The sequence below is a fragment of the Varunaivibrio sulfuroxidans genome, from assembly GCF_029318635.1.
Taxonomy (GTDB): domain Bacteria; phylum Pseudomonadota; class Alphaproteobacteria; order Rhodospirillales; family Magnetovibrionaceae; genus Varunaivibrio; species Varunaivibrio sulfuroxidans.
This window is the reverse complement of sequence record NZ_CP119676.1, coordinates 1,625,001-1,650,927: the sequence shown is the minus strand read 5'-3', so window position 1 is coordinate 1,650,927 and position 25,927 is coordinate 1,625,001. Positions and strand designations below refer to the sequence as shown.

Sequence of the window (25,927 nt, the reverse complement as noted above, 5' to 3'; positions counted from 1 at the left end):
AGAGGCAAGGACCAAGCGTAATGACGAACAATGCACCGGCAATCATGATTTGCGGCCACGGCTCGCGCGACAAAGGCGCGGTCGATGAATTCAACCGTCTCGCGGGACGGCTCAAGGCTCAGTTCCCAGGCACCGACATCGAAAGCGGGTTCTTGGAGTTCGCGACGCCGGTGATCCGTGACGGCCTGGAAAAGCTGAAGGCGCATGGCGCGAAAAAAATCGTCTGTGTGCCTGCGATGCTGTTCGCCGCCGGCCATGTCAAGAACGACCTGCCCAGCGAGGTCAACACCTACGCCCATGACAATCCTGAATTGGATTTAATCTACGCCGCCGACCTGGGCATCGACGCGCGCCTGTTACAGGCCGCGCGCGCACGTATCGAGGCGGCCCTGGAAGCGGCGGACGGGCGGAAGGAAGTTTCCCGCGAGGATACGCTGTTGATGGTGGTCGGTCGGGGGACCAACGATCCGGACGCCAACTCCAATGTCGCCAAGGTGACGCGGATGCTGTGGGAGGGCATAGGCTTCGGCTGGGCCGAAACCAGCTACAGCGGGGTCGCGTTTCCGCTCGTGGATGCCGGATTGGATCATGCCGCGCGCCTTGGCTACAAGCGTATCGTGGTGTTTCCGTATTTTCTGTTCACCGGAATTTTGGTGCGCCGGATCTACGACTGGACCGACGCCGCGCAAGAACGTTTCCCCGGCATCGATTTCATCAAGGCGGGGTATTTGAACGATCATTCTTTATTGATCGAAACCTTCGCCGATCGCGTGCGCCAGGCGCTTGAGGGCGACAATGCGATGAACTGCCAATTGTGCAAATATCGCGAGCAGATCATCGGACGCGAGGCCGATCAGGGCGCGCCTCAGGTCGGGCACCATCACCACGTTCAGGGCATCGGCACCGAGGACGACGCCCGCGATCACGGGTTGGCGCACGTTCATGGCCATTCCCATTCTCATGGCCATTCTCACGTCCACGCCCACGGTCATGACCACGAGCGCACGGCCGTTCCGGCCGACCGGCGGGACGAGGAGGGGTGAATGAAGCCGCCCCTGTTCGACTATATTCGTGAACCGGACGCGATCTACGCCGCCTCGTTCAAGGAAATTCGCGCCGTCGCGGACCTATCGGTCGTGCCGGCGGAGCTTCATCCCTTGGCCGTTCGCGTCGTTCACGCCTGCGGGGACGTCGGCGTGATCGAGGATTTAGCCTGCAGTCCCGGCGCCGTCGAGGCGGGGCAGCGGGCGTTGTTTTGGGGCGCGCCGGTGTTGGTTGACGTGCGGATGCTGGCGCAAGGGATCATCGCGCGCGCCCTGCCGGCGAAAAATCGCATCGTTTGCACGATCGACGACGCCGGCGTCGTCGAGGAAGCCAAACGTCAGGGAATAACCCGTTCGGCGAAAGCGCTGGATCGCTGGGGGCCTCATCTGGGCGGCGCGGTGGTGGTTATCGGCAACGCGCCGACGGCGCTGTTTCGCCTGCTTGAGGGGCTTGGCGAAGGCTGGCCCCGACCGGCGTTGATTTTGGGCTTTCCGGTCGGTTTCGTCGGGGCGACGGAATCGAAGGACGCCCTGATCGCCCACGCCGGCTCGGTTCCGTACGTCACCCTTAGGGGGCGGCGCGGCGGTAGCGCCATAGCGGCGGCGGCGTTCAACGCCCTAACGATTGGAGTACGTTAATGATAAAAGCGTGGCTGCATGTGATCGGAATCGGCGAGGACGGTTTTGAGGGGTTGGGGGCGGCGGCTTTGGAGGATGTTCGTCATGCCGAAGTCTTGGTCGGCGGTGCGCGCCATTTGGAAAAGGTTCCCGCCGAGCTCTCCGTCGAGCGTGTTTCGTGGGGTAAAAATTTCGCCGCCACGGCGGCGCGGCTAGAGGATTATCGGGGCAAGCGGGTGGTCGTTTTGGCATCGGGCGATCCGCTCGATTACGGAGCCGGGTCGCTGTTGATCCGCCATTTCGGGGCCGACGCCGTTAGCGTGGTTCCCGCGCCGGGATCGATCTCCCTGGCCTGTGCGCGGATGGGATGGTCGCGCCCGGACGTTCAGGTGGTTACCGTGCATGGCCGGGCGTTGGAAAATCTCAATCGTTACCTGACCCCCGGTGGCCGCCTGGTGGTGCTTGCCCGCGACGGCGACACGCCGAAGGAAATCGCCGGCCTGTTGTGCGCGCGCGGCTTCGGGCCGAGCGCCTTGACGGTGTTGGAACACCTCGGCGGCGGCGATGAAGCCCGTTTGGACGGCGTCGCCGAAACGTGGTCGCATCGCCGCGCCCGCGATCTTAACGTGGTCGCGATCGAATGCCGGGCGGGACCGAGCGGCGAATATTTTTCCCGTGTCCCCGGTCTTCCCGACGCCGCTTTCGAAAGTGACGGTCAATTGACCAAGCGCGAGGTGCGCGCCGTGGCGATGGCGCTGTTGGGGCCGCTGCCCGGGGAAACCATGTGGGATGTCGGCGCGGGTTCGGGGTCGCTCGCGATCGAATGGATGCGCCAGGGCCAATCGCAGGGCCAATCGCTGAGCGCCGTCGCCGTCGAATGCGATCCGACGCGCTGCGATATGATCCGCGCCAACGCCGTGCGTCTGGGGACGCCGCGCTTGAAAATCGAGCTTGGGCGCGCGCCGTTCGTTCTCGACGAGTTGAACGGCGCGCCCGACGCCGTTTTCGTCGGTGGCGGCGTTTCTCACGATGGCGTGTTGGCGGCGTGCTGGTCGCGCCTCCGTCCGGGAGGGCGTTTGGTCGCCAGCGCCGTCACCCTTGCCGGCGAAGCCGCTTTGACGACGTTCCAAAACGCCCATGGCGGCGAATTGGTGCGTCTCGGGGTTGAACGGGCGACCCCCGTCGGGCCGGATGGTCCACTGGCGTTTCAGCCCAAGCGCACGGTTGCCCTGTATAAGGGGGTAAAATCATGAGCGGGACTCTTTACGGCCTAGGTGTGGGACCGGGCGATCCGGGCCTACTGACCCTGAAGGCCCACGCGATCCTGCGCGCCGTTCCGGTGATCGCCTATATTCGGGCGAAACGTAAAACGGGGGAAGGCGAAAGCCTCGCCCGCGCCATCGCCGCGCCGCATCTGCCGGGAGGGCAGGTCGAAATACCGTTCGATATCCCGATGTCGTCCGACCCGCGCGTTGGCCAGGCGGTGTTCGATGAAAGAATGCCGCGCGTCGCGGCGCACTTGGAAGCGGGGCGTGACGTCGCCGTGTTGTGCGAGGGCGATCCGCTTTTCCACGGCTCGTTCATTTCTTTCATGGACCGTCTGTCGGGAGATTTCCCGGTCACCGTGGTGGCGGGTATTTCGTCGATCAACGCCGCCGCCGCCCGCGTCGGACTTGCTCTGGCGACGCGCAACCAGGCCTTCGGCGCGATTCCGGCGACGCTGGATGAAAGCCGGCTGGAAAGCCTACTCGCCGGGGGAGACGGCGCCGCAATCATCAAGTTGGGCCGCCACCTGGCCAAGGTGCGCGCCGTCATCGACCGCCTCGGTCTGACGGCGCGGGCCTTCTATGTCGAACGGGTTACCCAAGAAGGGGAAGTGGGCCGCGCACTTGGCGACCTCGCCGCCGATTTCGCCGCGCCTTATTTTTCAATGATTTTGATCGCGCCCGAAACGCCGGACGCCGGGAGACGGTACGAATGAGTTCCCCCTTGGGTTTACGGGTCGACGCCTCGGACCTTCCGAGGGGCGCGGCGGTGGTTATTCTCAACCCCCTCGGCTTGGGATTTGGGCGCGTGCTTAAAAGGGCGCTGCCCGGCGCGCGTCTGCATGCCTTGGCGAAGGGGTTCGCCGACATCGAAAGCACCGACGGGCGGGACGAAATCGATATCTGGATCGACGATCTCGGGATCCATTTGCGCGAGCTGTTTACCGGCGGCGTCGCCATCGTCGGAGTTTGCGCCAGCGGGATTTTAATTCGTTTGCTGGCCCCCGCAATCGGGACCAAGGACGGCGATCCGCCACTTGTCGCCTGCGCCGTGGACGGGTCCAGCGCGGTGCCGTTGCTGGGCGGGCATCACGGGGCGAACCGCCTGGCCCAGGCGGCGGCCGCCGCCACTGGGGGCGTCGCCGCGATTACCACCGGCGGCGATCTGCGTTATGGGCTGGCGCTCGACGATCCGCCGCGCGGCTGGCGAGTCGAAAACCGCGCCGCGGCGAAAAGCGTCGCCCGGGAGATGTTGGCCGACCGCCCGGTGCGTCTCGTCGTCGAGGCCGGCGACGCGCGCTGGCTCACGCAGAGCGGCGCACCGTTTATCCGCGACGGGGAAACGGGTGTGGCGGTGGTGGTCTCCGATCGGCGCGCAGGGACGCCCACCCCCGGAGAGCTGCGCCTGCGCCCGCCGGTGCTGGCGATCGGCGTCGGCTGCGAGCGGGGTTGTACCGGCGAAGAACTGATCGGCCTCGTCGAGGAGACGTTGGCGGGGGCGAACCTGGCCCAAGGGTCCTGTGCGGTGGTGGTCTCGCTCGACCTGAAGATGGACGAGGACGCGGTGCATGGCGTCGCCGAAAAACTTGGAATCGCGGCACGGTTCTTCACCGCCGAACGCCTGGAGAAGGAAACGCCGCGCTTGGCCAATCCGTCCGATGTGGTGTTCGCCGAGGTTGGTTGTCACGGCGTCGCCGAGGCCGCCGCCTTGGCCGCCGTCGGCCCTTCGGGGGCGTTGGTGGTGACGAAACGAAAATCGAAACGGGCGACGGTGGCGATCGCGCGGGCGGGCGGCGGGGCCGAACTCGATCCAGAAACCATCGGGCGGGCGCGTGGGCGGCTGTCCATCGTCGGCCTGGGGCCGGGGCCCGACGCTTGGCGCGCCCCCGAGGCGCGGCGCGCCCTGGAGCGGGCCGGCGATATCGTCGGTTATCGGTTGTATCTGGATCTCATCGCCAAGGAGATCGCGGGCAAGCGCATGTACAGTTCCGACTTGTCCCAGGAGGAGGCGCGCGCGCGCAAGGCGTTGGATCTCGCCGCCGAAGGGCGCGATGTCGCCTTGGTGGGGTCGGGCGACGCCGGTATTTACGCCTTGGCGTCGTTGGTTTTCGAGTTGTTGGACCGGGAAAACAAACCCGAGTGGAATCGGATCGAACTCGCGGGAATTCCCGGAATTTCGGCGTTTCAGGCGGCGGGCGCACGGATCGGCGCGCCGTTCGGCCATGATTTTTGCCTGATCTCGTTGTCCGACCTGTTGACGCCCTGGACCGAGATCGAGCGGCGCATCGCGGCGGCGGCGGCGGGCGATTTCGTCGTCGCGTTTTACAACCCGGTGTCCAAACGGCGCACCACGCAGCTCACGCGGGCGGCGGCCACCCTGCGCGCCGTGCGCGGCGATGAGACGCCGGTCGTGATCGCGCGCAATTTGGGGCGCGCCGGCGAAACCCTGACACGCACGAACCTGGGGCGCTTGCGAAGCGCGGACGTCGATATGTTGAGTCTGGTCGTGGTTGGAAACAGCCAAACCCGGCGTATCGAACGGGGCGGCGCAACTTGGGACTATACGCCGCGTGGGTATGCGGCGAAAATGAACGCCGCCGAGGAAATGTGAAAAAATGATAGGGGATATTACGATGCTTAAACGGATTGCGGCGGCGGCGGCGTTCGCGATGCTTCCGGCGTTGGCTCAGGCGCAGAGCGTCTCCGATATCGCCGGGGATGTGTTCACTCAGGTCGAGCAACGGGTTATTCGCGATTATTTTAGGAATAAAGCGCGGCAGGCGGAAGACGCAAGCGTTCGTACAAAGGATCGCCGCGACGAAATGACGCGCGGTGATGATGAAGAAGGCGATCGCCATGACGCCGAGGAAAAGAAGAGCGACGGCGAGCATGACAAGTTTGAAAGGGCGAAAGGTAAAGAAAAAAAGGAAAAGTACCGAAAGCATAAAGGCGAAAGCCGCGATCAAGGGGAAAGTGGGAAGCACGCCAAGGGGCGCGGCCCGAATCGCGGCAAAGGTTTCCCTCCGGGGCTGGCCAAGCGCGAGGAACTGCCGCCGGGGCTGCAAGGTCAACTGGAAAAGAACGGGACACTTCCTCCCGGGTTGGCCCGCCGGGACCTCCCCGAGGATTTGCGCCGCCGGTTGCCCGAGGCGGGAGCCGACAAGGAACGCGTCGTGGTGGGGAACGACGTGGTGCTGGTCGAAAAAGCGACGGGGGTGATTCTCGACATCCTAAAAGACGTCGTCGCCGGGAAGAGCGGGCGATGACGGTTCATTTTATCGGCGCGGGGCCGGGCGCGCCCGACCTGATCACGGTGCGCGCGCTTAAATTGATTCAGAGCTGCCCGGTGGTGCTTTACGCGGGATCGCTGGTGCCTCGGGAAATTCTCGCCGAGGCCAGGTCTGACGCGCGGATATTGGATACGGCGGGGATGCATCTCGATGAAATCATCGCCGAGATCGCCGCCGCCGACGCGGTGGGGCGTGACGTCGCCCGGGTCCATTCGGGGGATCCGTCGATTTACGGGGCGACGGCGGAACAGATGCGTCGCCTCGACGCCCTGGACATCCCCTATGCGGTGACGCCGGGTGTCCCCGCCTTCGCCGCCGCCGCCGCCGCGATCAAAAGCGAACTGACCCTGCCCGATATCAGCCAGACGATCATCCTGACGCGCACCGCGGTGCGCGCCTCGGCGATGCCCCAGGGCGAGGATCTCGCCACCCTGGGGCAAAGCGGAGCGACGTTGGCGATCCACTTGTCGATCAACAATTTGGCCAAGGTGGTGCGCGAGTTAAGCCCGCATTACGGCGTCGATTGCCCCGTGGTGGTGGCCTACCGCGTCAGTTGGCCGGATCAGACGATTGTTCGCGCCCGGCTTTCGGATGTTCGAGAAAAGGTCAAGGCGTTGAATCTGACCCGCACCGTGCTGATTTTGGTCGGTCGGGTATTGGCCGGGACAACGGATGAAGGCGCGCCGTTCACCGATTCGCGGCTTTACGCCGCCGATCACAGTCATGTTCTTCGCCCCGCGCCGGTGGAAAATGCGCCAAAGACGGACGGATCATAAGACGTCCTCAAGCCATGCCAAGGCTTCGTCGAGGCGTGCGGTCGTCGGGCACGGCTCGGGGGCGGGCCGCGCGATCAGCACGACGCTGAGGTCGAGGGCGAGGGCGGCGTCGATTTTCGCCCGCGCCGCCGCGCCGCCGCTGTTTTTCGCCACCACGGTATCGATGCGATGCTCCGTCAGTAGGGCTTTTTCATCGTTTACGGCGAACGGCGGACGGGCGACCAGGGCATGATGGCGGGCCAGCGGCGGTGGCGCGGGCAGCGGATCGATTGTGCGCACCAGGAAAAATATCTCCTCCAGGGCCGTGAACATCGCGAGGTTTTTTCGCCCGATCCCCAAAAATACCCGCCGCGCGAATCCGCCCAAGACTTCGACCGCGGCGGTCATTGTCGCCACCTCGACCCAGCGCGCCGCGGGCGGTAGCGTCCACGCCGGGCGCTCCAGGCGGAGCAGTGGCGTGGCGGTGCGCAAGCAGGCGCAATAAGCATGACCGGAGATGGTTTCGGCGAAAGGGTGGGTGGCGTCGATCACGGCGGCGATGTTCTCGTCCCTCAAATAGCGAGACAGCCCTTCGATGCCACCGAAGCCGCCTCGGCGTACGCCTCCGGCGAGGTCGAGACGGGGGCTGCGCGTGCTTCCGGCAAGGGATGTGACGACCTGGGCGCGTCCGGCGAAGGTCTTGGCCGCCGTGTGCGACAGTTCGGCGGCCTCGGAGGTGCCGCCTAGGATTAAAAGGCGCTTAACCATCGACGCGATCCCGCTCCCGCCGCGTATCGCCGATCAGGCGGCCCGTGCGATCGATCACCAGGATATCGACATCGACCCCGCCGGACAGGGTCGCCAGGGCGGTGGCCCGGGCGCGCCGGGCGACGAGGGCGGCCAGATTGGGGGTCAATTCGGGAAAATCCTGCAACACGGCGTAGGCGGTCGCCGCCCGTTCGATCCGCGCGCAGTCATCCCGCGCCGCACCCGCCGTCGCCGCCAACACGGCGAGGTCCTTGAAATCGATCCGCGAACGCGCCGAATGCAGGTCGCCGTGGCCCTGGGCCAGTTTGACCATTTTGGCGAAGCCGCCGGCGATGATCAGGTGGGAAACCGGGGCCTTGCGCAGGTATTTCAACAATCCGCCGGCAAAATCGCCCATGTCGATGATCGCCGCCTCGGGTAGGGGGATAAGCGCGCGCAGCGCGGTTTCCGAGGTTTTTCCGGTGGCCGCGCCCAGGGTGTCGATGCCTTGGGCGCGGGCGACATCGACGCCGCGGTGAATGGCGTGAATCCACGATGCGCACGAATACGGAATGACCACCCCGGTGGTGCCCAGGATCGATAGCCCGCCCTTGACGCCGAGCCGCCCATTCATGGTTTTTTGCGCCAGTTCCTCGCCGCCGGGGATCGACACCGTGACGCGCACGTCGATCCCTTCGGCCCCGGACAGCAGGCAGACCCGGGAAAGACCCGACGCGTTCAGTTCGCGCGCCACCGCGTCGATCGCCTCGGCGATGATTTTGCGCGGGGCCGGGTTGATGGCCGGCTCGCCCACGGCTAGGGGCAGCCCGGCCAGGGTGACGGTACCCACACCCGGTCCGGCGGCGAAGGTGATGCCGGTGCCGCGTGGACCGGGGGCGACGGCGGCGATAATCTCCGCGCCGTGGGTGATGTCGGGATCGTCGCCGGCGTCCTTGACGATTCCGGCGCGGGCGAAGCCGTCGCCCAGCTCGGCGCGGGCGAGGGGGAACGCGGGGGCGTCGCCTTTGGGCAGGGCGACGGTGACGGGGTCGAGAAAGCGCCCGGTCAACAGGGCGTGATAGGCGGATTTCGCCGCCGCCGCCGCGCAGGCCCCGGTGGTCCAACCTCGGCGCAACGGCGGCTGCGTTTCGGAACCGCTTTTGATCTTGGGTTTTCGTGTCGTCATGGCCATACTGTACCCCTATCTGCGCAGGATCACTACAAAACGGAGTGAGCGAATGGCGAAGAACACACGCAGCGCAGCTACCCCCCCCAAGAAGGCGGAAAATTCCGCCGCGCCCGCGCCGGTTGGATCTGCGGCGGCCTTCCAGTTCGACGATTACGCGCCGGCGCAAATTGCGCAGCGAATCGAAGCGGTCGGGGTCAAGAAAGTGGCGATGGCGTTGACGCCGATGTTCGCCCTGAGCGTGCTCGCCGGGGCCTTTATCGCCCTCGGGGCGATGTTTTTTATCGTCGTGATGACCCAGAACGGCCTCGGTTACGGTCCCGCGCGCCTGTTGGGCGGCGTGGTCTTTTCGTTGGGGCTGATTCTGGTGCTGGTCGGTGGAGCGGAACTGTTCACCGGAAATAGCCTGATCGTCATGGGTTGGGCCAATGGCAAGGTGACGAGTCGGGCCTTATTGCGCAATTGGACCGTCGTTTATGTCGGCAACTTCGTCGGCGCGTTGGGCATGGCGGTGCTGGCGGCGATGGCGGGGTACGCGGACATGGCTTCGGGTGCGGTCGGCGCGCTGGCGGTGTCGATCGCCCGCGCCAAGGTCGAGTTGCCCTTCGTCGAGGCCTTCGTGCGCGGAATTTTGTGCAACATTCTGGTCTGTCTGGCGGTTTGGCTATGTTTTTCCGCCCACAGCGTCAGCTCGAAGATCCTTGCCATCGTCTTCCCCATCTCGGCCTTCGTCGCTTTGGGTTTCGAGCACTCGATCGCCAATATGTTTTTCGTGCCCTTCGGGGTGTTGGCGGCGCTGCACGCGCACTTGGATTTGGCGACGTTGGGCCTGGGTCTGGGCGGGTTCGTTCACAATCTCGCCGCTGTGACGCTGGGCAACATTGTCGGCGGCGGCGGGTTCGTCGCGCTGGCCTATTATGTGATTTATTTGCGTCCGCCCGGAAAAGACAAAAAGCCGCAAACGACGCGATAAGTTCACGAATTCGCCTTCTGGGGGCGAGGATGCTTGATTATGGGGCGAAGTGTTTTTATTGTTGAGCCGCCTTAAGGCGGCGTCCGCCGTGGTGCTCAATGTATGCGGCTGAGGTCTATGCGATTGAGGTGGTTGGGGCGCGTGTCCCGGTTTTGGCGTGGAACGCCACGGGTTGCGTGGCGCGTTGGTTTCGACGAGCAACCCGACGTCCGCGCCGGGCCGTCATTCGAGGGATTGTTGCAAATGAGACGTTATATCGGGCTTTTTTTCGCCGTCGTGTTGGCCGTGGCCATCGCCTTTGGGATGCGCTACATGATGGGCCAGCAAACCGCCAGCCGCTCGGGGGGGGTCGGTCAGGTGACCATCGGCGGTCCCTTCACCCTGGTCAATCAGGACGGCAAGACGGTCACCGACAAGGATTTTCGTGGCCGTTACATGCTGGTTTACTTCGGTTATACCTTTTGTCCCGATGTCTGCCCGACGTCGTTGGCGACGATCGCCGACGCCTTGGACATGATCGGCAAGAAAGCCGACAAAGTGGTGCCGATCTTGATCACCATCGACCCCGAACGCGATACGCCCGCGGCCCTCAAGGCGTATGTGCCCAATTTTTATCCTCGTTTGGTCGGGTTGTCTGGAAGCGCGGCGCAAATCAAGGCGGTGGCCAAGGAATACCGGGTCTATTACGCCCGCGTGGACAGCGAATCCAAGGATGGAAACTATCTGATGGACCATTCCGCGATTACGTATCTGATGGGACCGGACGGCAAATATGTGACGCACTTTAGCCATGGCGTGAAGGCGGAGGATATGGCGAAAAAACTGAACAGCATCCTGTGAGCGAAAGGCCTTACGGTGGGCGCATACGACTCTTGCGACGGGCGTGGATAGGAGGGGAGCGAACATGCCCGAGGGGGTGATTGTCGCCGCGCCGGCGTCGGGTAGCGGAAAGACCTTCGTTACGCTGGGCCTGCTTCGTCATTTTTCGGAGCGGGGCGTTCGTTGCGGATCTTTAAAGATCGGACCCGATTATATCGATCCCGGATTTCACGCCAGTGCGACGGGCCGTCCGTGTTATAATCTGGACCCTTGGGCGATGCGCCCGGAGACTGTGGGCGAGGCCGTGCGTCTGGCCGGGGACGGTGCGGATATCGTCGTCTGCGAAGCGGTGATGGGGCTTTTCGACGGGGCGGTCGGCGATCTGGGCTCCAGCGCCGATGTCGCCCGTATCAGCGGCTGGCCGGTGGTTTTGTTGCTCGACGCCAAGGCGCAGGGCGCATCGGTCAGCGCGGTGGTGCGCGGATTCGCCACCCACCGCGATGATATTGCGATCGCGGGGGTTATCTTCAACCGGGTCGGCAGCGCGCGTCACGAGAAAATTTTGCGCCAGGCGATGGCGCGGGACCTCCCGAAAATTCCCGTCCTCGGCTGTGTCCCTTCCGACGAGGCGACGTTTCTTCCGTCGCGCCACCTCGGCTTGGTCCAAGCAATGGAACATGCCGATTTAAGCACCTTTATCGAACGCGCCGGGGCTGTCGTCGCGGATCATGTGGATGTGGCGGCGGTTCGCGCCCTGGTGCGACCGTGGCGGGGGAAAACACCTGAAACGCGCACGCAGCCGTTGGCTCCGTTGGGGCAAAAAATTGCGATCGCGCGCGACGAGGCCTTCACCTTCACCTATCCCCTGATTTGCGAAGGCTGGCGGCGGCGCGGCGCGGAACTGTCGTTTTTCTCGCCGCTCGAGGACGAAGCGCCCAATACCGACGCGGACGCCGTATTCTTGCCCGGCGGCTACCCCGAGCTTCACGCCTGGCGGTTGGCCAGCGCCGAGCAATTTTTGGGTGGTTTGCGCGACGCCGCGGCGCGTGGGGTGGTGATTTACGGCGAATGCGGGGGCTACATGGTCCTGGGCCGGGGAATGGTCGATGCCGACGGCACCGCCCATGCGATGGCCGGATTGTTGCCCCTGGGCACGTCGTTCGCCGAGCGCCGCCTGAATCTGGGCTATCGCCGCGTCAAATTGATCGCCGAGACCCCATTGGGCCAAGTGGGACACCGCTTGCGCGGCCATGAATTTCACTATGCGACGGCTTCGAACGAGGGGCCCGGCGACGCTTTGTTCGATAGCGTCGATGCGCATGGCGAAAATAGGGCGAGGGTCGGATTGGTCAACGGCCGCGTTTTCGGCTCGTTTATTCATCTGATCGACAAGGAAAATCGTTAAAAAACAATAGGATGAATAAATATGTTGCACTGCAGCATGGTACGTAGGATTATTATTTCCCGCCTTTGATGAAGGTCGTAAAAGTCGGCGCGAACGCGTTAAGAACATAACGGTTTTTTGGACGATATTGGGCGTTCACGCCGTTGTGACAAGAAATTCTTTACTCTCGTTCCCATATCATGGGTAACGAAACATAAAAGGTGGACAACACCATGTTATATCAATTGCATGAATGGCAACATACCGCTCTTGCCCCGTTTCGCGCCACGGCGGAGGCTGTTCGCGAGTTTTACTCGAACCCTTATTCGCCGATTTCTTACACCGGCCTCGGTCGGTCGATGGTCGCCAGTTGCGAACTGGTGGAACGGATGACCCGCCGTTACGGCAAGCCCGCGTTCGGCCTCGAACACACCGTGGTCAACGGTAAACGAGTGGCGGTGCGCGAGGTCGAGGTGCTTTCTCATCCTTTCTGCACCCTGCTTCATTTCGAACGCGACACCCCGCGCAAGGATCCCAAGGTCTTGCTGGTCGCCCCGTTGTCGGGTCACTACGCGACGTTGTTGCGCGGCACCGTCGAGGCGCTGATCGCCGACCACGACGTCTACGTCACCGATTGGATCAACGCCCAGGACGTTCCGGTGGTGCACGGGACTTTCGATCTCGACGATTACGTCGATTATGTGATCAATTTTCTCGATATGCTGGGGCCGGACGTGCATGTTATCGCGGTCTGTCAGCCGTCGGTCCCCGTGCTTGCGGCGGTGGCGTTGATGGCCGAGGACGGCTCGAAATCCGCTCCGCGCACGATGACGTTGATGGGTGGGCCGATCGATACCCGCGTCAACCCGACAAAGGTCAATGAATTGGCGAAAACGAAATCGTTGGAGTGGTTCGAGAGCACGGTCATCCATCGGGTGCCCGCTCCTCATCCGGGGTTTTCGCGCAAGGTCTATCCCGGATTTATCCAACTGAACGGGTTCATGAGTCTGAATCTGGATCGCCACATCGACGCCCATGTCGAACTGTTCAACCACTTGGTTGACGGCGACGGCGATGGCGTCGCGGCGCACCGTAAGTTTTACGATGAATACATGTCGGTGATGGATTTGCCCGCGCAATATTACTTGCAGACCCTGAAAACGGTGTTCATGGAGCATGCCTTGCCCAAGGGAATGTTTACGCATCGAGGGCGTCGGGTCGATCCTTCGGCTATTCACCAAACGGCGTTGCTGACGGTGGAAGGCGAGCGCGACGATATTTCCGGCGTCGGCCAAACGGCGGCCGCCCACGAAATTTGCACCAAAATTCCCGCTAAAAAACAGGCCCATCATCTACAAAAAGGGGTTGGCCATTACGGCATTTTCAATGGCCGCCGGTGGCGTACCGAGGTTCTTCCCCGCGTTGCGAGTTTCATTCGTGAGCACGCCTGAGCATCCTCCGGGGCCGGTGCAGCCGTTTTGGAAGGAAAAGTCGTTGTCCGCGATGAGCGCGGCGGAGTGGGAGAGCCTTTGCGACGGGTGCGGGAAGTGTTGTCTTGAAAAACTGGAAGACGCCGACACCGGTGAAATCGCCTATACCGAGGTGGCCTGTCAACTGCTTGATGTTCACAGTTGTCGATGCGCCAATTACGCCGAGCGGACGCGGTTCGTGCCCGATTGCATCAAATTAACGGCGGGCAATGTCGCTACGTTGGCGTGGATGCCTTCGACTTGCGCCTATCGCCTATTGGCCGAGGGGCGTGATTTGCCGTCGTGGCACCCTTTGCGTAGTGGCGCGCGCGAAAGCGTTCATCGCGCCGGGGCATCCGTGCGCGGCCGGGCGGTGAGCGCCGTTCAGGCCGGCGATCTCGAAGATCATATCGTCGATTGGCCGCGCTAGGCGTTTGGCGATAAAGAGGGGGTCGTAATGGGGGTTTTGCGGACACCACAATTCACGTTTCGTTCAAAACCGCCGTTACGCCGGAACGCGCGGGCTGTTTCCGAGTTGAACCTTAAAATCGCGGGGCGGGATGTCGCCCTACGTATTCGCCGACATGCCAGGGCGCGGCGGATGATCTTGCGCATCGACCCTAAGGATGGCGCCGTGGTGGTGACGCTACCACCTTATGGCGCGGCGGATGACGCCGTGCGCATGGCCCGTGATCGCGCCGATTGGATCGGTGCGCGTTTGGACCGGCGGCCGGCTCCGATCATGTTTGTCGAAGGGGGAAATGTGCCCGTTTTGGGGCGCGACCATGTCGTTCGCCGCGATCCCCGCGTCCTGGGCGCGCGCATCGAAGCGGGGACCATTGTCATCGCGGGACGCCCCGAACACACGGCGCGGCGGGTGCGCGACGCCCTGATCCGCCGCGCACGCGACGAGATCGTCCGCCGCGTTGGCGAAAAGACGGCGCAAGCGGGGTTGAAGGCGGGCCGCATCGCGCTCAAGGACACCCGTTCGCGCTGGGGGTCGTGCGCGGCGAACGGTAACTTGAATTTTTCTTGGCGTCTGGTAATGGCGCCCGAATTCGTTCTCGATTATGTGATCGCCCACGAGGTGGCGCATCTCGGATACCACAATCACGGCCCGGCGTTTTGGCGTCTTGTCGAAGTTTTGTGCCCCGGGCTGGACGCCGCCCGCGCGTGGTTGCGGGCGCACGGGGCGACTCTCCATCTTTACGGTCCCTCATCGTCGTGATTTAGGCCTCGATCATGTTCCCGTCCGCCGCGATTACGGCGAAACGATCGGCCGGCGCGGCGAGGCTAAGCGTCGCCGGAGATGGTCGGACGCCCGCCATGGTCGCATGATGGGCCGCAAACGGGCCGACGTCGGATTCGCGGTCTATGGGGCGCGGGGGCGGCCAAGGGGTGCTGCCGCGCCTCGTCGGCGATAACGATTCGACCCAGGAACGGGTCGGCGGCGCGCGTCCGGTGGCGACGCGGGAATTGTGGCTGCCGATCCATCACGAATTGGCGTCGTGGCCGCGTATTCGCGCCGTGGTAGACTGGATCGACGATTGTATCGCCGTATCGCGGGAAATCCTTGCCGGAACTTGAGGAAAACGGGAGACGCTTTAAATGCATCAGGCGCAGACATCGATTGGCGTTAAAACCTCCGCTCAGGGTCTTTACGAGATCACCGAACCGGTGGCGCGCTGGACGCGCGAACAAGCGCTCACCACCGGCCTGTTGACGGTATTTTGCCGCCATACCTCGGCGTCCTTGGTGATTCAGGAAAACGCCGACCCCCACGTCGCCACCGATTTACAGGAGTTCTTTCGGCGCATCGCTCCCGAAAACGAGGCTTGGTACCGCCACACCAACGAAGGGCCGGACGACATGCCGGCGCACATCAAAAGCGCGCTTACCGCGACGTCTCTCTGCATCCCGGTGGCCGATGGCCGCTTGGTTTTGGGCACGTGGCAGGGAATTTATCTGTTCGAGCACCGCGCCCACGGCCATACCCGCACGCTGGTGATGCACGTGCTTGGGGCGTAACCCAACCCGGCTCTTTTCCTGGCGGAAGAAGGTGTAATGATCTAAGTTATTGCAGCTTTTGCAGATGGCGTCGGCTTCACGGGATGCTGTGGGGGCATCCGGGGCGTTGGGCCGGAGCGTTGGCGTTGGGAGTGGGAAAGGACGATGGACGTGTGGAACCGGCGGATTGGGCGTTTCCTGGTGCTTTGGGGGGTGGCGATGATTCTTTCCGGAGCGCCTTTTCAGCGTGCGGCGACCGGGAGCGGATTGTTCGATCGCGCCAAGGGCTTGTTGGACGGCATGGGCGTGGGCGGCGCGGGCGCCGGAAAAATACTCCCGGGCGACGCCTCGGCGTTGACGACCCAGGATATCGCCAGGGGCCTGCGCGAGGCATTGAAGGTCGGCACGGCGCGGGCGACGGTGAAAACCGGCGCGCTCGACGGCTTTAACGGTAATCCGGCGATCCACATTCCGTTGCCCCAGTCTCTGGGGCGGGTGCAAAAGGCGCTGCGCACCGTGGGGATGTCTGGCCTTGCCGACGACCTGGAATTGCGCCTGAACCGCGCCGCGGAAGCGGCGATGAAGCCGGCCAAGGCGGTGTTTTGGAAGGCCATCGGCGAGATGACGCTGGATGACGTGCAAAAAATCTATAAGGGGCCCAAGGACGCGGCGACGCAATATTTCAAAGCCAAGATGTCGGGAGATTTGCGGGTGCAAATGAAACCCATTGTTGACCGCAATCTGAGCAAGGTCGGCGCGCTGCGTGCGTATGACGAGATGATGGGGCGGTATCGGACGATCCCCTTCGTTCCCGACGTCAAGGCGGATCTTAGCGATTACGTCGTCAAGAAGGGGCTCGATGGGCTTTTCCACGTCGTCGCCCAGGAAGAAGCGGCGATCCGTGAAAACCCTGTGGCGCGCACCACTGATATCCTTAAGCGTGTGTTCGGCGCGCCCTGAGAAGGTCCGGGCGAGCGCGCGAGTGGAACGACCGTGAAGGGGCGTGTCCCGCCCTAAGCCGGAGGGGCGGCGCGCGCCATTTTCACCGTCCACAGGCCGGCGCCCAGATTGGCCAGACCGACCGCCAGAAAAATGCCGACGACGCCGATCCCTTGCGCCAGCATGGCCGCCGCGATCGCGGCGGAGGCGACCATGAACAAGGCGTTGAGCACATTCAATGCGGCGATGTTGCGCGCCCTATGGCGGGGATCGCTGCGCTTTTGGATCGTGGCGTACAGGGGCACGATGTAAAAACCGCCGGTCACCGCGATCATCATCAGATCGGCCATGACCCGCCATACCCAGGGCTTCGCGATCAGGTCGCCCAGTCCCATGATGGGGCCGGGAGCATCGACGCCCTTCGGGGTGGCGAAATAGAGGTCGATGATGAACACACTCATCAAAAAAACGCTCCAAGGGACGATTTTCAGGGAAATCCGGCCCTTGAGCACATGGGCGCACAATCCCGAACCGACGGCGACGCCGACGGTGAACAAGGCCAGCATCAGGGTCACCGCCTGTTCGTCGGCGTGCAGGGGGCCCTTGGCGAAATTGGGAAATTGGGCGAGGAAGGTCGCGCCCAGCAGCCAAAACCACGATATCGCCAGCATCGACGGGTAAATCGCCGTATTGGCGCGGGCATGGCGCATGATGGCGGCGGTTTCGTTGACGATGTTGGGATTGATGCGCACGTTCGGATCGGCGGGCGCGACATCGTCAACGTAAAGCGCGGCGATCCAACCGGCGATGGCGAGAACGACCACCGTGCAGGCGACGATGACCTCGCCGCCGGGCGTGAGCACCAGCAGTCCTCCGGCGATGGTGCCCAATAAGATGGCTAAAAACGTGCCCCCTTCGGTGAGGGCGTTGGCGCCGATCAGGTCGCGATCGGCGACGATCGCAGGGAGGATGGCGTATTTAACGGGGCCGAAAAGACTGGATTGGGCGCCCATGAGAAAGAGAACCCCTAACAACACGCCCTCTTGACGCCACAGAAAACCGACGGCGCCGAGGGTCATGACGGCGATTTCCAAGGCCTTGACCAGACGCACCAATCGCGCCTTATCGAGACGATCGGCAAGCTGGCCGGCGCTGGCCGAAAACAGGAAAAAGGGTAAAATAAAAAGCCCCGCCGCGATGGTCACGAGCAGGGCGGCGTTCTCGCCGCCGAGGCGGTAGGCGATCAGGATGACCAGGGCGTTTTTGTAAAAATTGTCATTGGCCGCGCCCAGGAATTGGGCGGCGAAAAAGGGGAAAAAGCGCCGACTTTTAAGTAGGGCGAGCATCCGAGGCTCCTTTCTCGCGCCATGGCGCTTTATGGAGAGGGACGTCGCCGTTTGGTGGGAGGAACGAAATTTCAACCGCGGTCATGCGCTTAGACCGTTCGCCCAAGATCCTTAAAGGTGGCTTCCGCTTCGAGCCAGGCCTTGCGCAATTTTTCTTCGGCGTCGTCGTCGAAATGGCGGTGGAAATATTGAAACAGCGCGTCGGCCAGATCCTGGACGGAGTGGCGCAGGGGGGCATCGAGTTTTTCGGTGTCGGCGCTGCGATGGAGCACTTGAGATAAAGCGCTGGCGATTTCCTCGGCGGTTTCATAGGTTGCGCCGATTTCGTAGGCTCGGCTGAGCAAGGCGTAACGCCGGGCGGCGCGATGCTGCAGCGCATACAGTTCGTTGAGCCGGTGGGCGGCTTGTTTGTCGCGTTTTTCTCGGTTGAGCTTCTCAAGGTCGATGTGCGACGCACTTGAAGGATCTTCGCCGAGTTCGCTCATGCGCGCCATGAAACCTTCTTCAATTTCCTGAAGTTGGCGCTCGACGTATTCGGTCTCGCCGGACGCCCAGTCCAGCTCGTCTTTGAGTTCTTGAATAAGATGTCGGTCCTTTTGCATGGCGGGAAACGCCTCGAAAGCTATTTCGGATAGCTCATTTTCCACTTAAAAGGGTATCTGGACAAGGCATTGATGATCGCGTGATGCAAAATAATGATAGATAGTCCGTAAGGAGGAACTGGAAACGATGAAGATGCAGGCTTTGATTTTTGACGTGGACGGCACCTTGGCCGATACCGAGGATGCGCACCGCCATGCCTTCAACGCGGCCTTCGCCGAGGCGGGGCTTGACTGGAGCTGGGATCAAGCCCTGTACAAGGAGCTTCTGGCCGTGACCGGGGGCAAGCAACGCATTCGTGCGTATATGGAGCAATTGTTCCTCCCGCCGGCGGACGATCCGGGCGGCGCGCAAAGGATTGCCGAACTGCACGCCCGCAAGACGGCGTTCTTCGTCGAGGCTCTGAAGGGCGGTGCGGTGCCCTTACGCCCGGGCGTCGAGGCGTTGCTGCGCGAGTCGCGCGACGCCGGGGTGCGTCTGGCCATCGCGACGACGACGACCCCGGTCAACGTGCGCGCCCTGGTCGCCGCCAACCTGGGTGAAGAGGCGATAAATTGGTTCGAGGTTATCGGCGACGGCGGAGTCGTGCCGCGCTTGAAGCCGTTACCGGATGTTTATCTTTGGGTGTTGGAGAAAATGCGATTGGATGCGGGAGATTGTTTGGCGATCGAGGATTCGGCCAATGGCGTCGCCGCGGCGCGCGCGGCGCGCGTCCCCGTCGTGGTGACCCGCAACATGTATACCCAAGATCACGATTTTAGCGGCGCCATTGGGGTATTGGATGATCTGCAAGGGGTCGGCCTAAACGCGCTTGGCGCCCTTTACGCCGCCGCGTGCGGGGTACAAAAAAAACCGGGGGACGAATAACGTCCCCCGGTCGGACCGTTTGTCGTAACGGTCTGGATGTTTAATGCTTGACGGTCACATCGACGCGTCGGTTGCTTTGGTTTTTGACGTTGTCTCCGGTCGGCGCGGCGAGCATGTGTTCGCCGACGGACAAGGTATCGATCTTAACGTTAACACCTTTCGCCTTCAGCGCATCGGCGACGCGCTGCACGCGTTTCTGCGCCAAGGCGGCGTTGTAGGCGTTGGACCCGACGGTGTCGGTTCTTCCCACGAGACGCACGCTCGCGGCGCCGTTTTTCTTGATATCGGCGGCGATCTCGTCGATCACGGAGCGTGCTTTGGGCGTTAGCGTGGCGGCGTTGAAGTCGAAAAACACCACGAATTGAGCGTCGCCCAACTTCGCGGCGGGTGCCGGTGCGAGGGTGGGCGCCGTTTTCACATCACACTTGACGATCGCGTCCTCATACCCTGTACGGGCCATGCGAATGTGGTCTTGTTGGCGACCTTCCTCGGCTTGTTCCATCCAATGCTCAAGCCAGGTCTGCGCCTGGGCGCAGGCCTCGGGGTGGGCGTCGCCCTGGCCGGCGGCCAGTGCGCCTGTCAGTCTTTGATAGGCCGCGTCGATCGCCGGGCCGTCTTGTTTGAGGTGGCGCTGGGTGGGGTTCTGTGGGGCTACGATCACGCCCTCGGCGGCTTTTTTGGCCCTGGACGCGAAGAAATCGACCGAGCTCCAATCGCCTTCGCTTTTTTCGAAAGCGGCCCGTTCGACGTAATACTTATGCAGGGCGCTGGCGTAAGCCGAACCCTGGTCGGGTTGGGTGGCGATGCCTTGGACGTCGTATGTTCCGGCGCATGCGCCGAGAAAGGCGGTAAGGCCGACGATTGAAAATTTAAAAATCGAAGAATTCTTCTTCATTGGAGGGTCCTTTACGTTATGAACGTGGTAAAAATAAAATCGACGAACGGAGAATTTTCTTCGTCGCCGTCTTTGTGCGACCGTTTCCCGGCGGATGTGCTTTTAGGAACCTGGACGCCCCCCCTCCATATTATTTAAAATTTTGGGCGAATGTGATGGATGTCACAGGAGCGTGTTTTTTGTTCTTTAAGTTCTCGTAATGCGTTCGTGGTATACTCCAAAGATAGCGCAATCATAAGGATGGCGATAATGATGACTTTCGGTACGTCCCACCGCTTATACGCACTGGTTCTGACGGGCGCGTTTTTGATCGCCTCCGTGAGCATGGCGCGGGGTGGTGAGAAAGCCCCCTCGAAGGACGAGGGGCGCGGAAGATACCAAATCGTCAAGGCGAGCGATAACCGCGTCTGGCGTCTCGACCGGGAGACCGGTGAAATCACGGTTTGCACCCTCGACGGCCCGCGCCTGAACTGCACCGTAAGTTCCGACGCTATACGTCCGCCCAAGGTGAGCTTCGAAGAAAACGAGGCGGAAAAACGCCGTCAGGAAAAAGAGGCGCAGGCCAAGGACCTTGAATTCCTCGACCGCGCCTTGGCGGCGGTTCGTTCCCTTTTCAAGGCGTCAATCGAGCGCGACGGCGCCAATTAAAAAGGTGTTTTAGGGATTTTTAGAGGCCGCCGCGGCGTGAGAAAAGCCGCCGCCCAGCGCCTTGTAGAGGGACACCGCCGCGGCGAGTCGCGCCTGGCGGACCTGGACGGCGTCGTCTTCGGCATTGAGCAAGGTCCGTTGGGCTTCCAACTCGGTCAGGTAGTCAACCGCACCCTCGCGGTATTGGACGGTGGCCAGGCGCTCGGCCTCGCGTGCGGCGGTGATGGCGCGTCGGTCCGCCGCTTCCTGCGCGGCCAGACCGTGGATTGCGGCCAGGGCGTTTTCGGTGTCGAGTAGGGCGTTGAGCACCGCGCCTCGATAGGCGTCCATCAGTTCGCGTTTCTTCGCTTCCGACAGCGCCACCCGGCCTTGCAGGCGACCATTGTCGAAAAGGGTGGCGGCGAACGATCCGGACAGGGTCCAAAACAGATTGCCGGGGTCGAGCAGCGTACGCGCGGCGGTGCTCAACCGTCCGCCCTCGGCGGTCAGGGTCAATTTGGGGTACAGGTCTGCCCGGGCGACGCCGATGTTGGCGTTGGCGGCGACGAGGTTGGCCTCGGCCTTGGCGATATCGGGGCGGCGACGGAGCAGATCGGCGGGCAGCGCGGGGGCAAGCGTGGGCACGCTAAGGCCGTCCAGGGTGACCCGCTTCAAGTGCAGGCGCGCCGGGGGGACGCCGGTCAAAATCGCCAGGGCGTTGATCGCCTGACGGCGTTGGATGTCCAGCGCCGGCAGTTGCGCCTCGATCAAGGCCACGGAACTGCGCTGCTGGGCCGCTTCCAGGGTCGATGTCTGGCCGAAGGATTCTCTTTTCTCCGCCAGCGCCAGCGTTTGGCGGGCGATGGCTAGGTTCTTGCGCGCCACCGCGACGCGATCGGTCAGGGCGAGGGCCTTGAACCAGGTCGTCGCCACCGAGGACGTCAGGGTCAGCGCCACGGTGTCGCGGTCGAAGCGGCTGGCGGCGAGGTTGGCGTTTGCCGCCACGACGGCGGCGCGGTTTCCGCCCCAGAAATCGACCTCGTACGACGCGCTGAGCGATCCCTGGGAGCTGTGGCTGATGCGCGCGCCGCCCGATGCGCTGGAAGTTGCCGTCGTGGTGCGGCGCGTTGTTTGCGTCGATAGGCCGGCGGTGATCCCGGGCAGCAACGGCCCTCCGGCGATGGCCAATTCGCCCTGGGCTTGCTCGATCCGCGCAACCGCCGCCCGCAGGTCGGTATTGGCGGTGAGGGCGGCCTGTTCCAGGGCGTTCAGTTCGGGACTGTCGAAGGCGGTCCACCACGTGCTCGCCACCACCGGGGTCGGGGCGGCCTTCGTCGTTTCGCCGTCTCGGGCGTTGGCCCACTCGCTCGGCAGGTCGAGATGGGGCAGGGTGAGGTCGGGAATTTGCGCGCACGCCACGACGGCCAACAACAACGGGGAAATGAAAGGGAATAGCCGCATGAAAATTACTCCGCTGACAGGGCGACGACGGGGTCGAGATTGGCCGCCTTGCGCGCCGGCGTGGTGCCAAAGACCAGCCCGGTCGCCAGGGCGCAGCCGAAGGCCAGCAGCACCGGCGGCAAGGAGAGCACGATCGGCGAGCCGAGCCGCCCCACCATCAGCGCGGTGCCCAGCCCGCCGCCGACGCCCAGTCCACCGCCGATGGCGCAGACCACCAGCGCCTCGGTCAGAAATTGCAGGCGGATATTGGCCCCGCGCGCGCCGGTCGCCATGCGGATGCCGATCTCGCGGGTGCGCTCGGTGACGCTGACCAGCATGATGTTCATCACGCCGATGCCGCCCACCAGTAGAGAAATAGCGGCGATCGAGCCCAGCAGGACGGTGAGCGTGTTTTGGGTGGCGGTGACGGTGGCGACGATGGACGCCATGTTGCGGACGCGAAAATCGGTGGTGTGATGACGGGCGGTGAGCAGGTCCTCGACCTGTTTTTGCGTCGTTTTCATACCGTCCAGCGCGGTGACCTGAACGATGATCGAACGGAGATAACGCTTCCCGAAGAGACGCAAGCCGCCGGTCGTCAAGGGAACGAAGGCGACGTCGTCCATATCGCTGCCGAAAGGGGTGGCGCCCTTGCTCGCCATTACGCCAATGACCTGGAACGGAACATTCTTAATCAACACGTAAGATCCCACCGGGTTGACGCCCGAGGGGAATAGGGCATCGACCACGGTCTGCCCCAACACGGTGACCGGGGCGTAGCTTTTGACGTCGTCGGGGCCGAAGAAAACGCCCCGTTGCAGGGGCCAGTCCCGCGCCTGGGGAAAGTCGGCGGTGGTCGCGGTGACCGAGGTCTGATCGTCCACGTTGCCGGCGCGGATGGTCACGCCGCCGGCCATTTCGGGCACCGCCGAGGCGACGTTGGGCAGACGGGCGATGGCTTCGGCGTCTTCCGGAACCAAGGTGGCGACATCGCTGCCGCCGCGGGTATTGGGGGCGCCGGGGCGGATCAACAACAAATTCGTGCCCATCGCCTGTATTCGCGTCAGCACGTCTTGCTTGGCGCCGTCGCCGATGGCGAGCATCGCCACCACCGAGCCGACCCCGATGATGATCCCAAGCAAGGTCAGAACGGTGCGAAACAGGTTGGCGCGCAGCGAGCGAAAAGCCATTTTGACCGCTTCGGCGGCATCGTTGAGGCGTCCCGCCGTCGGCCGCGCCTTGGCGGTGAAAATGCGCGCTTCCCCATGCGTCGGCGCGGGATAGTCCTGCTGTGGGCCGCTGTCGGAAAGCACCACGCCGTCGGCGATCGTGATCATCCGCTTGGCTTCGGCGGCGATCGCGGCCTCGTGGGTGATCAGCACCACGGTGTGGCCCTCGGCGTTAAGCCGACGCAACAGCGTCATGACCTCGGCGCCGCTGTGGCTGTCCAGCGCGCCGGTGGGCTCGTCGGCGAGGATGACGCTGCCGCCGTTCATCAGGGCGCGGGCGATCGACACACGTTGCTGTTGACCGCCCGAAAGCTGGCCCGGGCGGTGATGCATGCGTTCGCCGAGGCCCAGCGCGGTCAAAATTTCACGAGCCCGGGCGTGGCGGTCGGCGCGGCGTAGCCCGGCGTAGATGGCCGGCACCTCGACATTTTCCACGGCGTCGGCGGAGGGCAGCAGATTGTATTGTTGAAAAACGAAGCCGAAGGCGTCGCGCCGCAATAGGGCGAGGGCGTCGCGCCCCAGTCCCGAGACGTCGCGCCCGGCGAACAGATAGCGTCCCGACGTTGGTCGGTCGAGACAGCCGATCAAATTCATCAATGTGCTTTTGCCCGAGCCCGAAGTTCCCATGATGGCGACGAACTCGCCGCGATGGATGGTTAAGGACACGCCATGGAGGACCTCTACCGCCATCGCGCCGTTGCGGTAGGTCTTGGTGATGTTTTCAAGCTCGATCAGCGGCGCGCCCGGGGTGACGGTTTCAATCATAGCCGAGGTCCGCGGTTAGGCTTGGATTCGGACTTAGCGCCGGTTTGGCGTTGGTCGACCACGACCTCGTCGCCGACCTTAAGTCCGGAGAGAATTTCGGCCTGAACCCGGTTGCGCACGCCCACCGTCACCGCACGTCGTTCGACCGCGCCGTTCTCGATCAGCCGGACGGCGGCGGCTTTACCCTTTCCCGTCACCGCCGCCAGCGGTACGAGCAGCGTATCTTTCGCCGCGCCATGGACAAAAAACACCTGCGCCGACATCGCAATGCCCAGCGAGCGATCGGGGTTGGGGATATCGAAAAGAGCGTCGTACAGCACCACGTTATTGAGGATTTCCGGCGTCGGCAGAATTTGCCTCAGTGTCGAGCGCCAGCGGTGATCCGGACGACCCAGGGTGGTGAAATAAACCGGCTGGCCGATCTTCAGTTTGTTGACGTCGGCTTCGGAGACCTGGGTCCACACCGTCATGGAGTCCAGGTCGGCAATGCGCAAAAGAGTAGGGGCTTGTTGGCTGGCGTTCACCGTCTGTCCTTGGCGGGCGGTCAGGCTGACCACGGTGCCGGCCATCGGAGCGTAAATTCGAGTATAACCCAGCTTCGCCACGTCACCGGCGAGCTGGGAGGTCGTTTGTTCGATCTCGGCGTTGATCTGGGTAACTTGGGCCGCCGCCGATTTCTCCGCCGCCACCGCGCTTTGATAGGATTCCTTGCTGGTGGCGTTGGCCTGCAACATCCGCTTCTGGCGAGTCAGCTGCTCGTGAGTTAGGTTCAACTGCGCATTCTTCCCCGCCAGTTGGGCGCGCAGGCTGGCCAACAAAGCGCGGTCCTCATCCACTTTAGCGCTATAGAGCGTGGGATCGATCTCGGCGAGCAACTGCCCCTTTGTGACGGTATCGCCGATCGCCACAAGAATTTTGCGCAACTGGCCGGAAACCTGGGTGCCGACATCGACGTAATCGCGTGGTTGCAGGGTGCCCAGTGCGGTCGTGGTGTCCTCGATATCGCCGCGCACCACCGTCGTGGTGATCCATTTCGACGCCGCGCCGTCGCCGGTTCGGGCCAAGGCGATCCACAGCCCACCGCCAACGACCCCGGCGAGGACGATTACGCAAAGGACCCAAAAAAGCTTTGAACGCGAAGAAGGCATGTGCATGAAAATCCACTGAAAACACGGATCGAATGTGTAGAAACAACGGTGGCGCGTCAATAAGGACTTGGTAACCAAGTGTTACAGCGTTGGCGGGGCCGAAGCGCTCGACCGCACGGCGTCAAGCAAGCCGTCGGCCCACCTGAATGGGCCGGGCTGTTTTAAGTTTCGCTCCGCGCCGAAGACCGTTCCGTCCTTACGAAGAAACAAGCCGGATACGCATGGCGAGCCGGGGGAACGAAATCATTTATTTTGCCCGTAAAGGTATAACAGGCGGCCTAGCGCCGGGCGATTTTATGCCCGGCCACGCCCAGGGCGGCCCATTTCTGGGTGATTTCGTCGCGCGTGGCGATGAACCTTTTAAGATCTTTGCCGCGCAGTTTTTCTCCGGAAGGCATTTTGACGGTCATCGGATTGACCTGACGGCCATCGTGCAAAACCTCGAAGTGCAGGTGCGGTCCGGTCGATCGCCCCGTGGTGCCGACGTAGCCGATGACTTGGCCCTGGGTGACGCG

General features: G+C 63.0%; 27 protein-coding genes (1 of these 27 running past the window's edge). 18 read left to right on the top strand and 9 right to left on the bottom strand.

Features of this window, described 5'->3' with window-relative positions; genetic code table 11:
• The first annotated feature begins 20 nt into the window (after positions 1 to 20).
• The 7 genes from P3M64_RS07830 to cobM are packed head-to-tail and all read left to right on the top strand — an operon-like array spanning position 21 to position 6,992.
• Complete coding sequence (locus P3M64_RS07830) at positions 21 to 1,043, top strand: sirohydrochlorin chelatase (protein ID WP_243644682.1); 1,023 nt, start codon at positions 21 to 23, stop codon at positions 1,041 to 1,043.
• A complete protein-coding gene (locus tag P3M64_RS07825; RefSeq protein ID WP_322111129.1) occupies positions 1,044 to 1,682 on the top strand; it encodes a precorrin-8X methylmutase in 639 nt (212 codons plus the stop codon).
• The gene (gene cbiE, locus P3M64_RS07820; protein WP_132937862.1) at positions 1,682 to 2,914 is read left to right on the top strand and encodes a precorrin-6y C5,15-methyltransferase (decarboxylating) subunit CbiE; all 1,233 of its coding nucleotides are present in this window, start codon (positions 1,682 to 1,684) and stop codon (positions 2,912 to 2,914) included. The genes P3M64_RS07825 and cbiE overlap by 1 nt, the downstream gene beginning before the upstream one ends.
• Positions 2,911 to 3,642: a precorrin-2 C(20)-methyltransferase gene (gene cobI, locus P3M64_RS07815; RefSeq protein WP_132937863.1), complete on the top strand. Its 732-nt coding sequence runs from the start codon at positions 2,911 to 2,913 to the stop codon at positions 3,640 to 3,642. The genes cbiE and cobI overlap by 4 nt, the downstream gene beginning before the upstream one ends.
• A complete protein-coding gene (gene cobJ, locus P3M64_RS07810; protein WP_132937864.1) occupies positions 3,639 to 5,537 on the top strand; it encodes a precorrin-3B C(17)-methyltransferase in 1,899 nt (632 codons plus the stop codon). Before cobI ends, cobJ begins: the two co-directional genes overlap by 4 nt.
• Positions 5,538 to 5,559: 22 nt before the next feature.
• On the top strand, positions 5,560 to 6,192 hold the full coding sequence (locus tag P3M64_RS07805; RefSeq protein ID WP_132937865.1) for a hypothetical protein: 633 nt from the start codon (positions 5,560 to 5,562) through the stop codon (positions 6,190 to 6,192).
• Positions 6,189 to 6,992, top strand: coding sequence for a precorrin-4 C(11)-methyltransferase (cobM, locus tag P3M64_RS07800; RefSeq protein WP_132937866.1), 804 nt, complete (start codon positions 6,189 to 6,191; stop codon positions 6,990 to 6,992). Before P3M64_RS07805 ends, cobM begins: the two co-directional genes overlap by 4 nt.
• On the opposite strand, the gene P3M64_RS07795 is transcribed toward cobM, so the two are convergent.
• On the bottom strand, positions 6,987 to 7,739 hold the full coding sequence (locus tag P3M64_RS07795; protein WP_132937867.1) for a cobalt-precorrin-6A reductase: 753 nt from the start codon (positions 7,737 to 7,739) through the stop codon (positions 6,987 to 6,989). The genes cobM and P3M64_RS07795 overlap by 6 nt on opposite strands.
• On the bottom strand, positions 7,732 to 8,904 hold the full coding sequence (locus tag P3M64_RS07790; RefSeq protein ID WP_132937868.1) for a cobalt-precorrin-5B (C(1))-methyltransferase: 1,173 nt from the start codon (positions 8,902 to 8,904) through the stop codon (positions 7,732 to 7,734). The genes P3M64_RS07795 and P3M64_RS07790 overlap by 8 nt, the downstream gene beginning before the upstream one ends.
• Positions 8,905 to 8,956: 52 nt before the next feature.
• On the opposite strand from P3M64_RS07790, the gene P3M64_RS07785 reads away from it, so the two are divergent.
• The 9 genes from P3M64_RS07785 (at position 8,957) to P3M64_RS07745 (ending at position 16,516) form a co-directional block, all read left to right on the top strand.
• Positions 8,957 to 9,877 (top strand): formate/nitrite transporter family protein, encoded by a 921-nt coding sequence (locus tag P3M64_RS07785; RefSeq protein ID WP_132937869.1) that lies wholly within the window; start codon positions 8,957 to 8,959, stop codon positions 9,875 to 9,877.
• A gap of 243 nt (positions 9,878 to 10,120) precedes the next feature.
• Positions 10,121 to 10,717: an SCO family protein gene (locus tag P3M64_RS07780; RefSeq protein WP_132937870.1), complete on the top strand. Its 597-nt coding sequence runs from the start codon at positions 10,121 to 10,123 to the stop codon at positions 10,715 to 10,717.
• 64 nt (positions 10,718 to 10,781) lie between these two features.
• Entirely contained in the window at positions 10,782 to 12,101 is a 1,320-nt protein-coding gene (locus P3M64_RS07775) for a cobyrinate a,c-diamide synthase (RefSeq protein ID WP_132937871.1), read from the top strand.
• Positions 12,102 to 12,313: 212 nt separating this feature from the next.
• The gene (locus P3M64_RS07770) at positions 12,314 to 13,531 is read left to right on the top strand and encodes a polyhydroxyalkanoate depolymerase (protein WP_132937872.1); all 1,218 of its coding nucleotides are present in this window, start codon (positions 12,314 to 12,316) and stop codon (positions 13,529 to 13,531) included.
• Positions 13,518 to 13,979 (top strand): YcgN family cysteine cluster protein, encoded by a 462-nt coding sequence (locus tag P3M64_RS07765; RefSeq protein ID WP_276330898.1) that lies wholly within the window; start codon positions 13,518 to 13,520, stop codon positions 13,977 to 13,979. The genes P3M64_RS07770 and P3M64_RS07765 overlap by 14 nt, the downstream gene beginning before the upstream one ends.
• Positions 13,980 to 14,084: 105 nt before the next feature.
• On the top strand, positions 14,085 to 14,777 hold the full coding sequence (locus tag P3M64_RS07760) for a M48 family metallopeptidase (protein ID WP_165886212.1): 693 nt from the start codon (positions 14,085 to 14,087) through the stop codon (positions 14,775 to 14,777).
• Between the two features lie 146 nt (positions 14,778 to 14,923).
• Complete coding sequence (locus tag P3M64_RS07755) at positions 14,924 to 15,136, top strand: hypothetical protein (RefSeq protein ID WP_132937875.1); 213 nt, start codon at positions 14,924 to 14,926, stop codon at positions 15,134 to 15,136.
• Positions 15,137 to 15,157: 21 nt separating this feature from the next.
• Positions 15,158 to 15,577, top strand: coding sequence for a secondary thiamine-phosphate synthase enzyme YjbQ (locus tag P3M64_RS07750; RefSeq protein WP_132937876.1), 420 nt, complete (start codon positions 15,158 to 15,160; stop codon positions 15,575 to 15,577).
• A gap of 144 nt (positions 15,578 to 15,721) precedes the next feature.
• Positions 15,722 to 16,516 carry a DUF4197 domain-containing protein gene (locus P3M64_RS07745; RefSeq protein WP_132937877.1) on the top strand — a complete coding sequence of 265 codons (795 nt, stop codon included), beginning with the start codon at positions 15,722 to 15,724 and terminating at the stop codon, positions 16,514 to 16,516.
• A gap of 53 nt (positions 16,517 to 16,569) precedes the next feature.
• On the opposite strand, the gene P3M64_RS07740 is transcribed toward P3M64_RS07745, so the two are convergent.
• Together P3M64_RS07740 and P3M64_RS07735 are read right to left on the bottom strand one after the other, a co-directional pair.
• Positions 16,570 to 17,841, bottom strand: coding sequence for an MFS transporter (locus P3M64_RS07740; protein ID WP_132937878.1), 1,272 nt, complete (start codon positions 17,839 to 17,841; stop codon positions 16,570 to 16,572).
• An 89-nt stretch (positions 17,842 to 17,930) separates the two neighbouring features.
• A complete protein-coding gene (locus tag P3M64_RS07735; protein ID WP_132937879.1) occupies positions 17,931 to 18,443 on the bottom strand; it encodes a hypothetical protein in 513 nt (170 codons plus the stop codon).
• Between the two features lie 127 nt (positions 18,444 to 18,570).
• Here P3M64_RS07735 and P3M64_RS07730 point away from each other — a divergent pair, with 127 nt between their 5' ends.
• The gene (locus tag P3M64_RS07730; protein ID WP_132937880.1) at positions 18,571 to 19,308 is read left to right on the top strand and encodes an HAD-IA family hydrolase; all 738 of its coding nucleotides are present in this window, start codon (positions 18,571 to 18,573) and stop codon (positions 19,306 to 19,308) included.
• Positions 19,309 to 19,348: 40 nt separating this feature from the next.
• Here the strand turns inward: P3M64_RS07730 and P3M64_RS07725 are convergent, their stop codons facing one another.
• Entirely contained in the window at positions 19,349 to 20,203 is an 855-nt protein-coding gene (locus tag P3M64_RS07725) for an OmpA family protein (RefSeq protein ID WP_132937881.1), read from the bottom strand.
• A 249-nt stretch (positions 20,204 to 20,452) separates the two neighbouring features.
• On the opposite strand from P3M64_RS07725, the gene P3M64_RS07720 reads away from it, so the two are divergent.
• Positions 20,453 to 20,851 carry a hypothetical protein gene (locus P3M64_RS07720; protein WP_132937882.1) on the top strand — a complete coding sequence of 133 codons (399 nt, stop codon included), beginning with the start codon at positions 20,453 to 20,455 and terminating at the stop codon, positions 20,849 to 20,851.
• Positions 20,852 to 20,860: 9 nt separating this feature from the next.
• Here the strand turns inward: P3M64_RS07720 and P3M64_RS07715 are convergent, their stop codons facing one another.
• The 4 genes from P3M64_RS07715 to P3M64_RS07700 all read right to left on the bottom strand — a co-directional run.
• A complete protein-coding gene (locus P3M64_RS07715) occupies positions 20,861 to 22,291 on the bottom strand; it encodes an efflux transporter outer membrane subunit (RefSeq protein ID WP_132937883.1) in 1,431 nt (476 codons plus the stop codon).
• A gap of 5 nt (positions 22,292 to 22,296) precedes the next feature.
• A complete protein-coding gene (locus tag P3M64_RS07710) occupies positions 22,297 to 24,264 on the bottom strand; it encodes a MacB family efflux pump subunit (protein ID WP_132937884.1) in 1,968 nt (655 codons plus the stop codon).
• Positions 24,261 to 25,418, bottom strand: a complete 1,158-nt coding sequence (locus tag P3M64_RS07705) for an efflux RND transporter periplasmic adaptor subunit (RefSeq protein WP_207893085.1) — start codon at positions 25,416 to 25,418, stop codon at positions 24,261 to 24,263. Before P3M64_RS07705 ends, P3M64_RS07710 begins: the two co-directional genes overlap by 4 nt.
• Before the next feature lie 272 nt (positions 25,419 to 25,690).
• Positions 25,691 to 25,927 carry the 3' end of a peptidoglycan DD-metalloendopeptidase family protein gene (locus tag P3M64_RS07700; protein WP_132937885.1) on the bottom strand. It continues 1,185 nt past the right edge of the window, so only the last 237 of its 1,422 coding nucleotides appear in the window; the start codon falls outside the window, past its right edge — the gene reads right to left on this strand; the stop codon is at positions 25,691 to 25,693.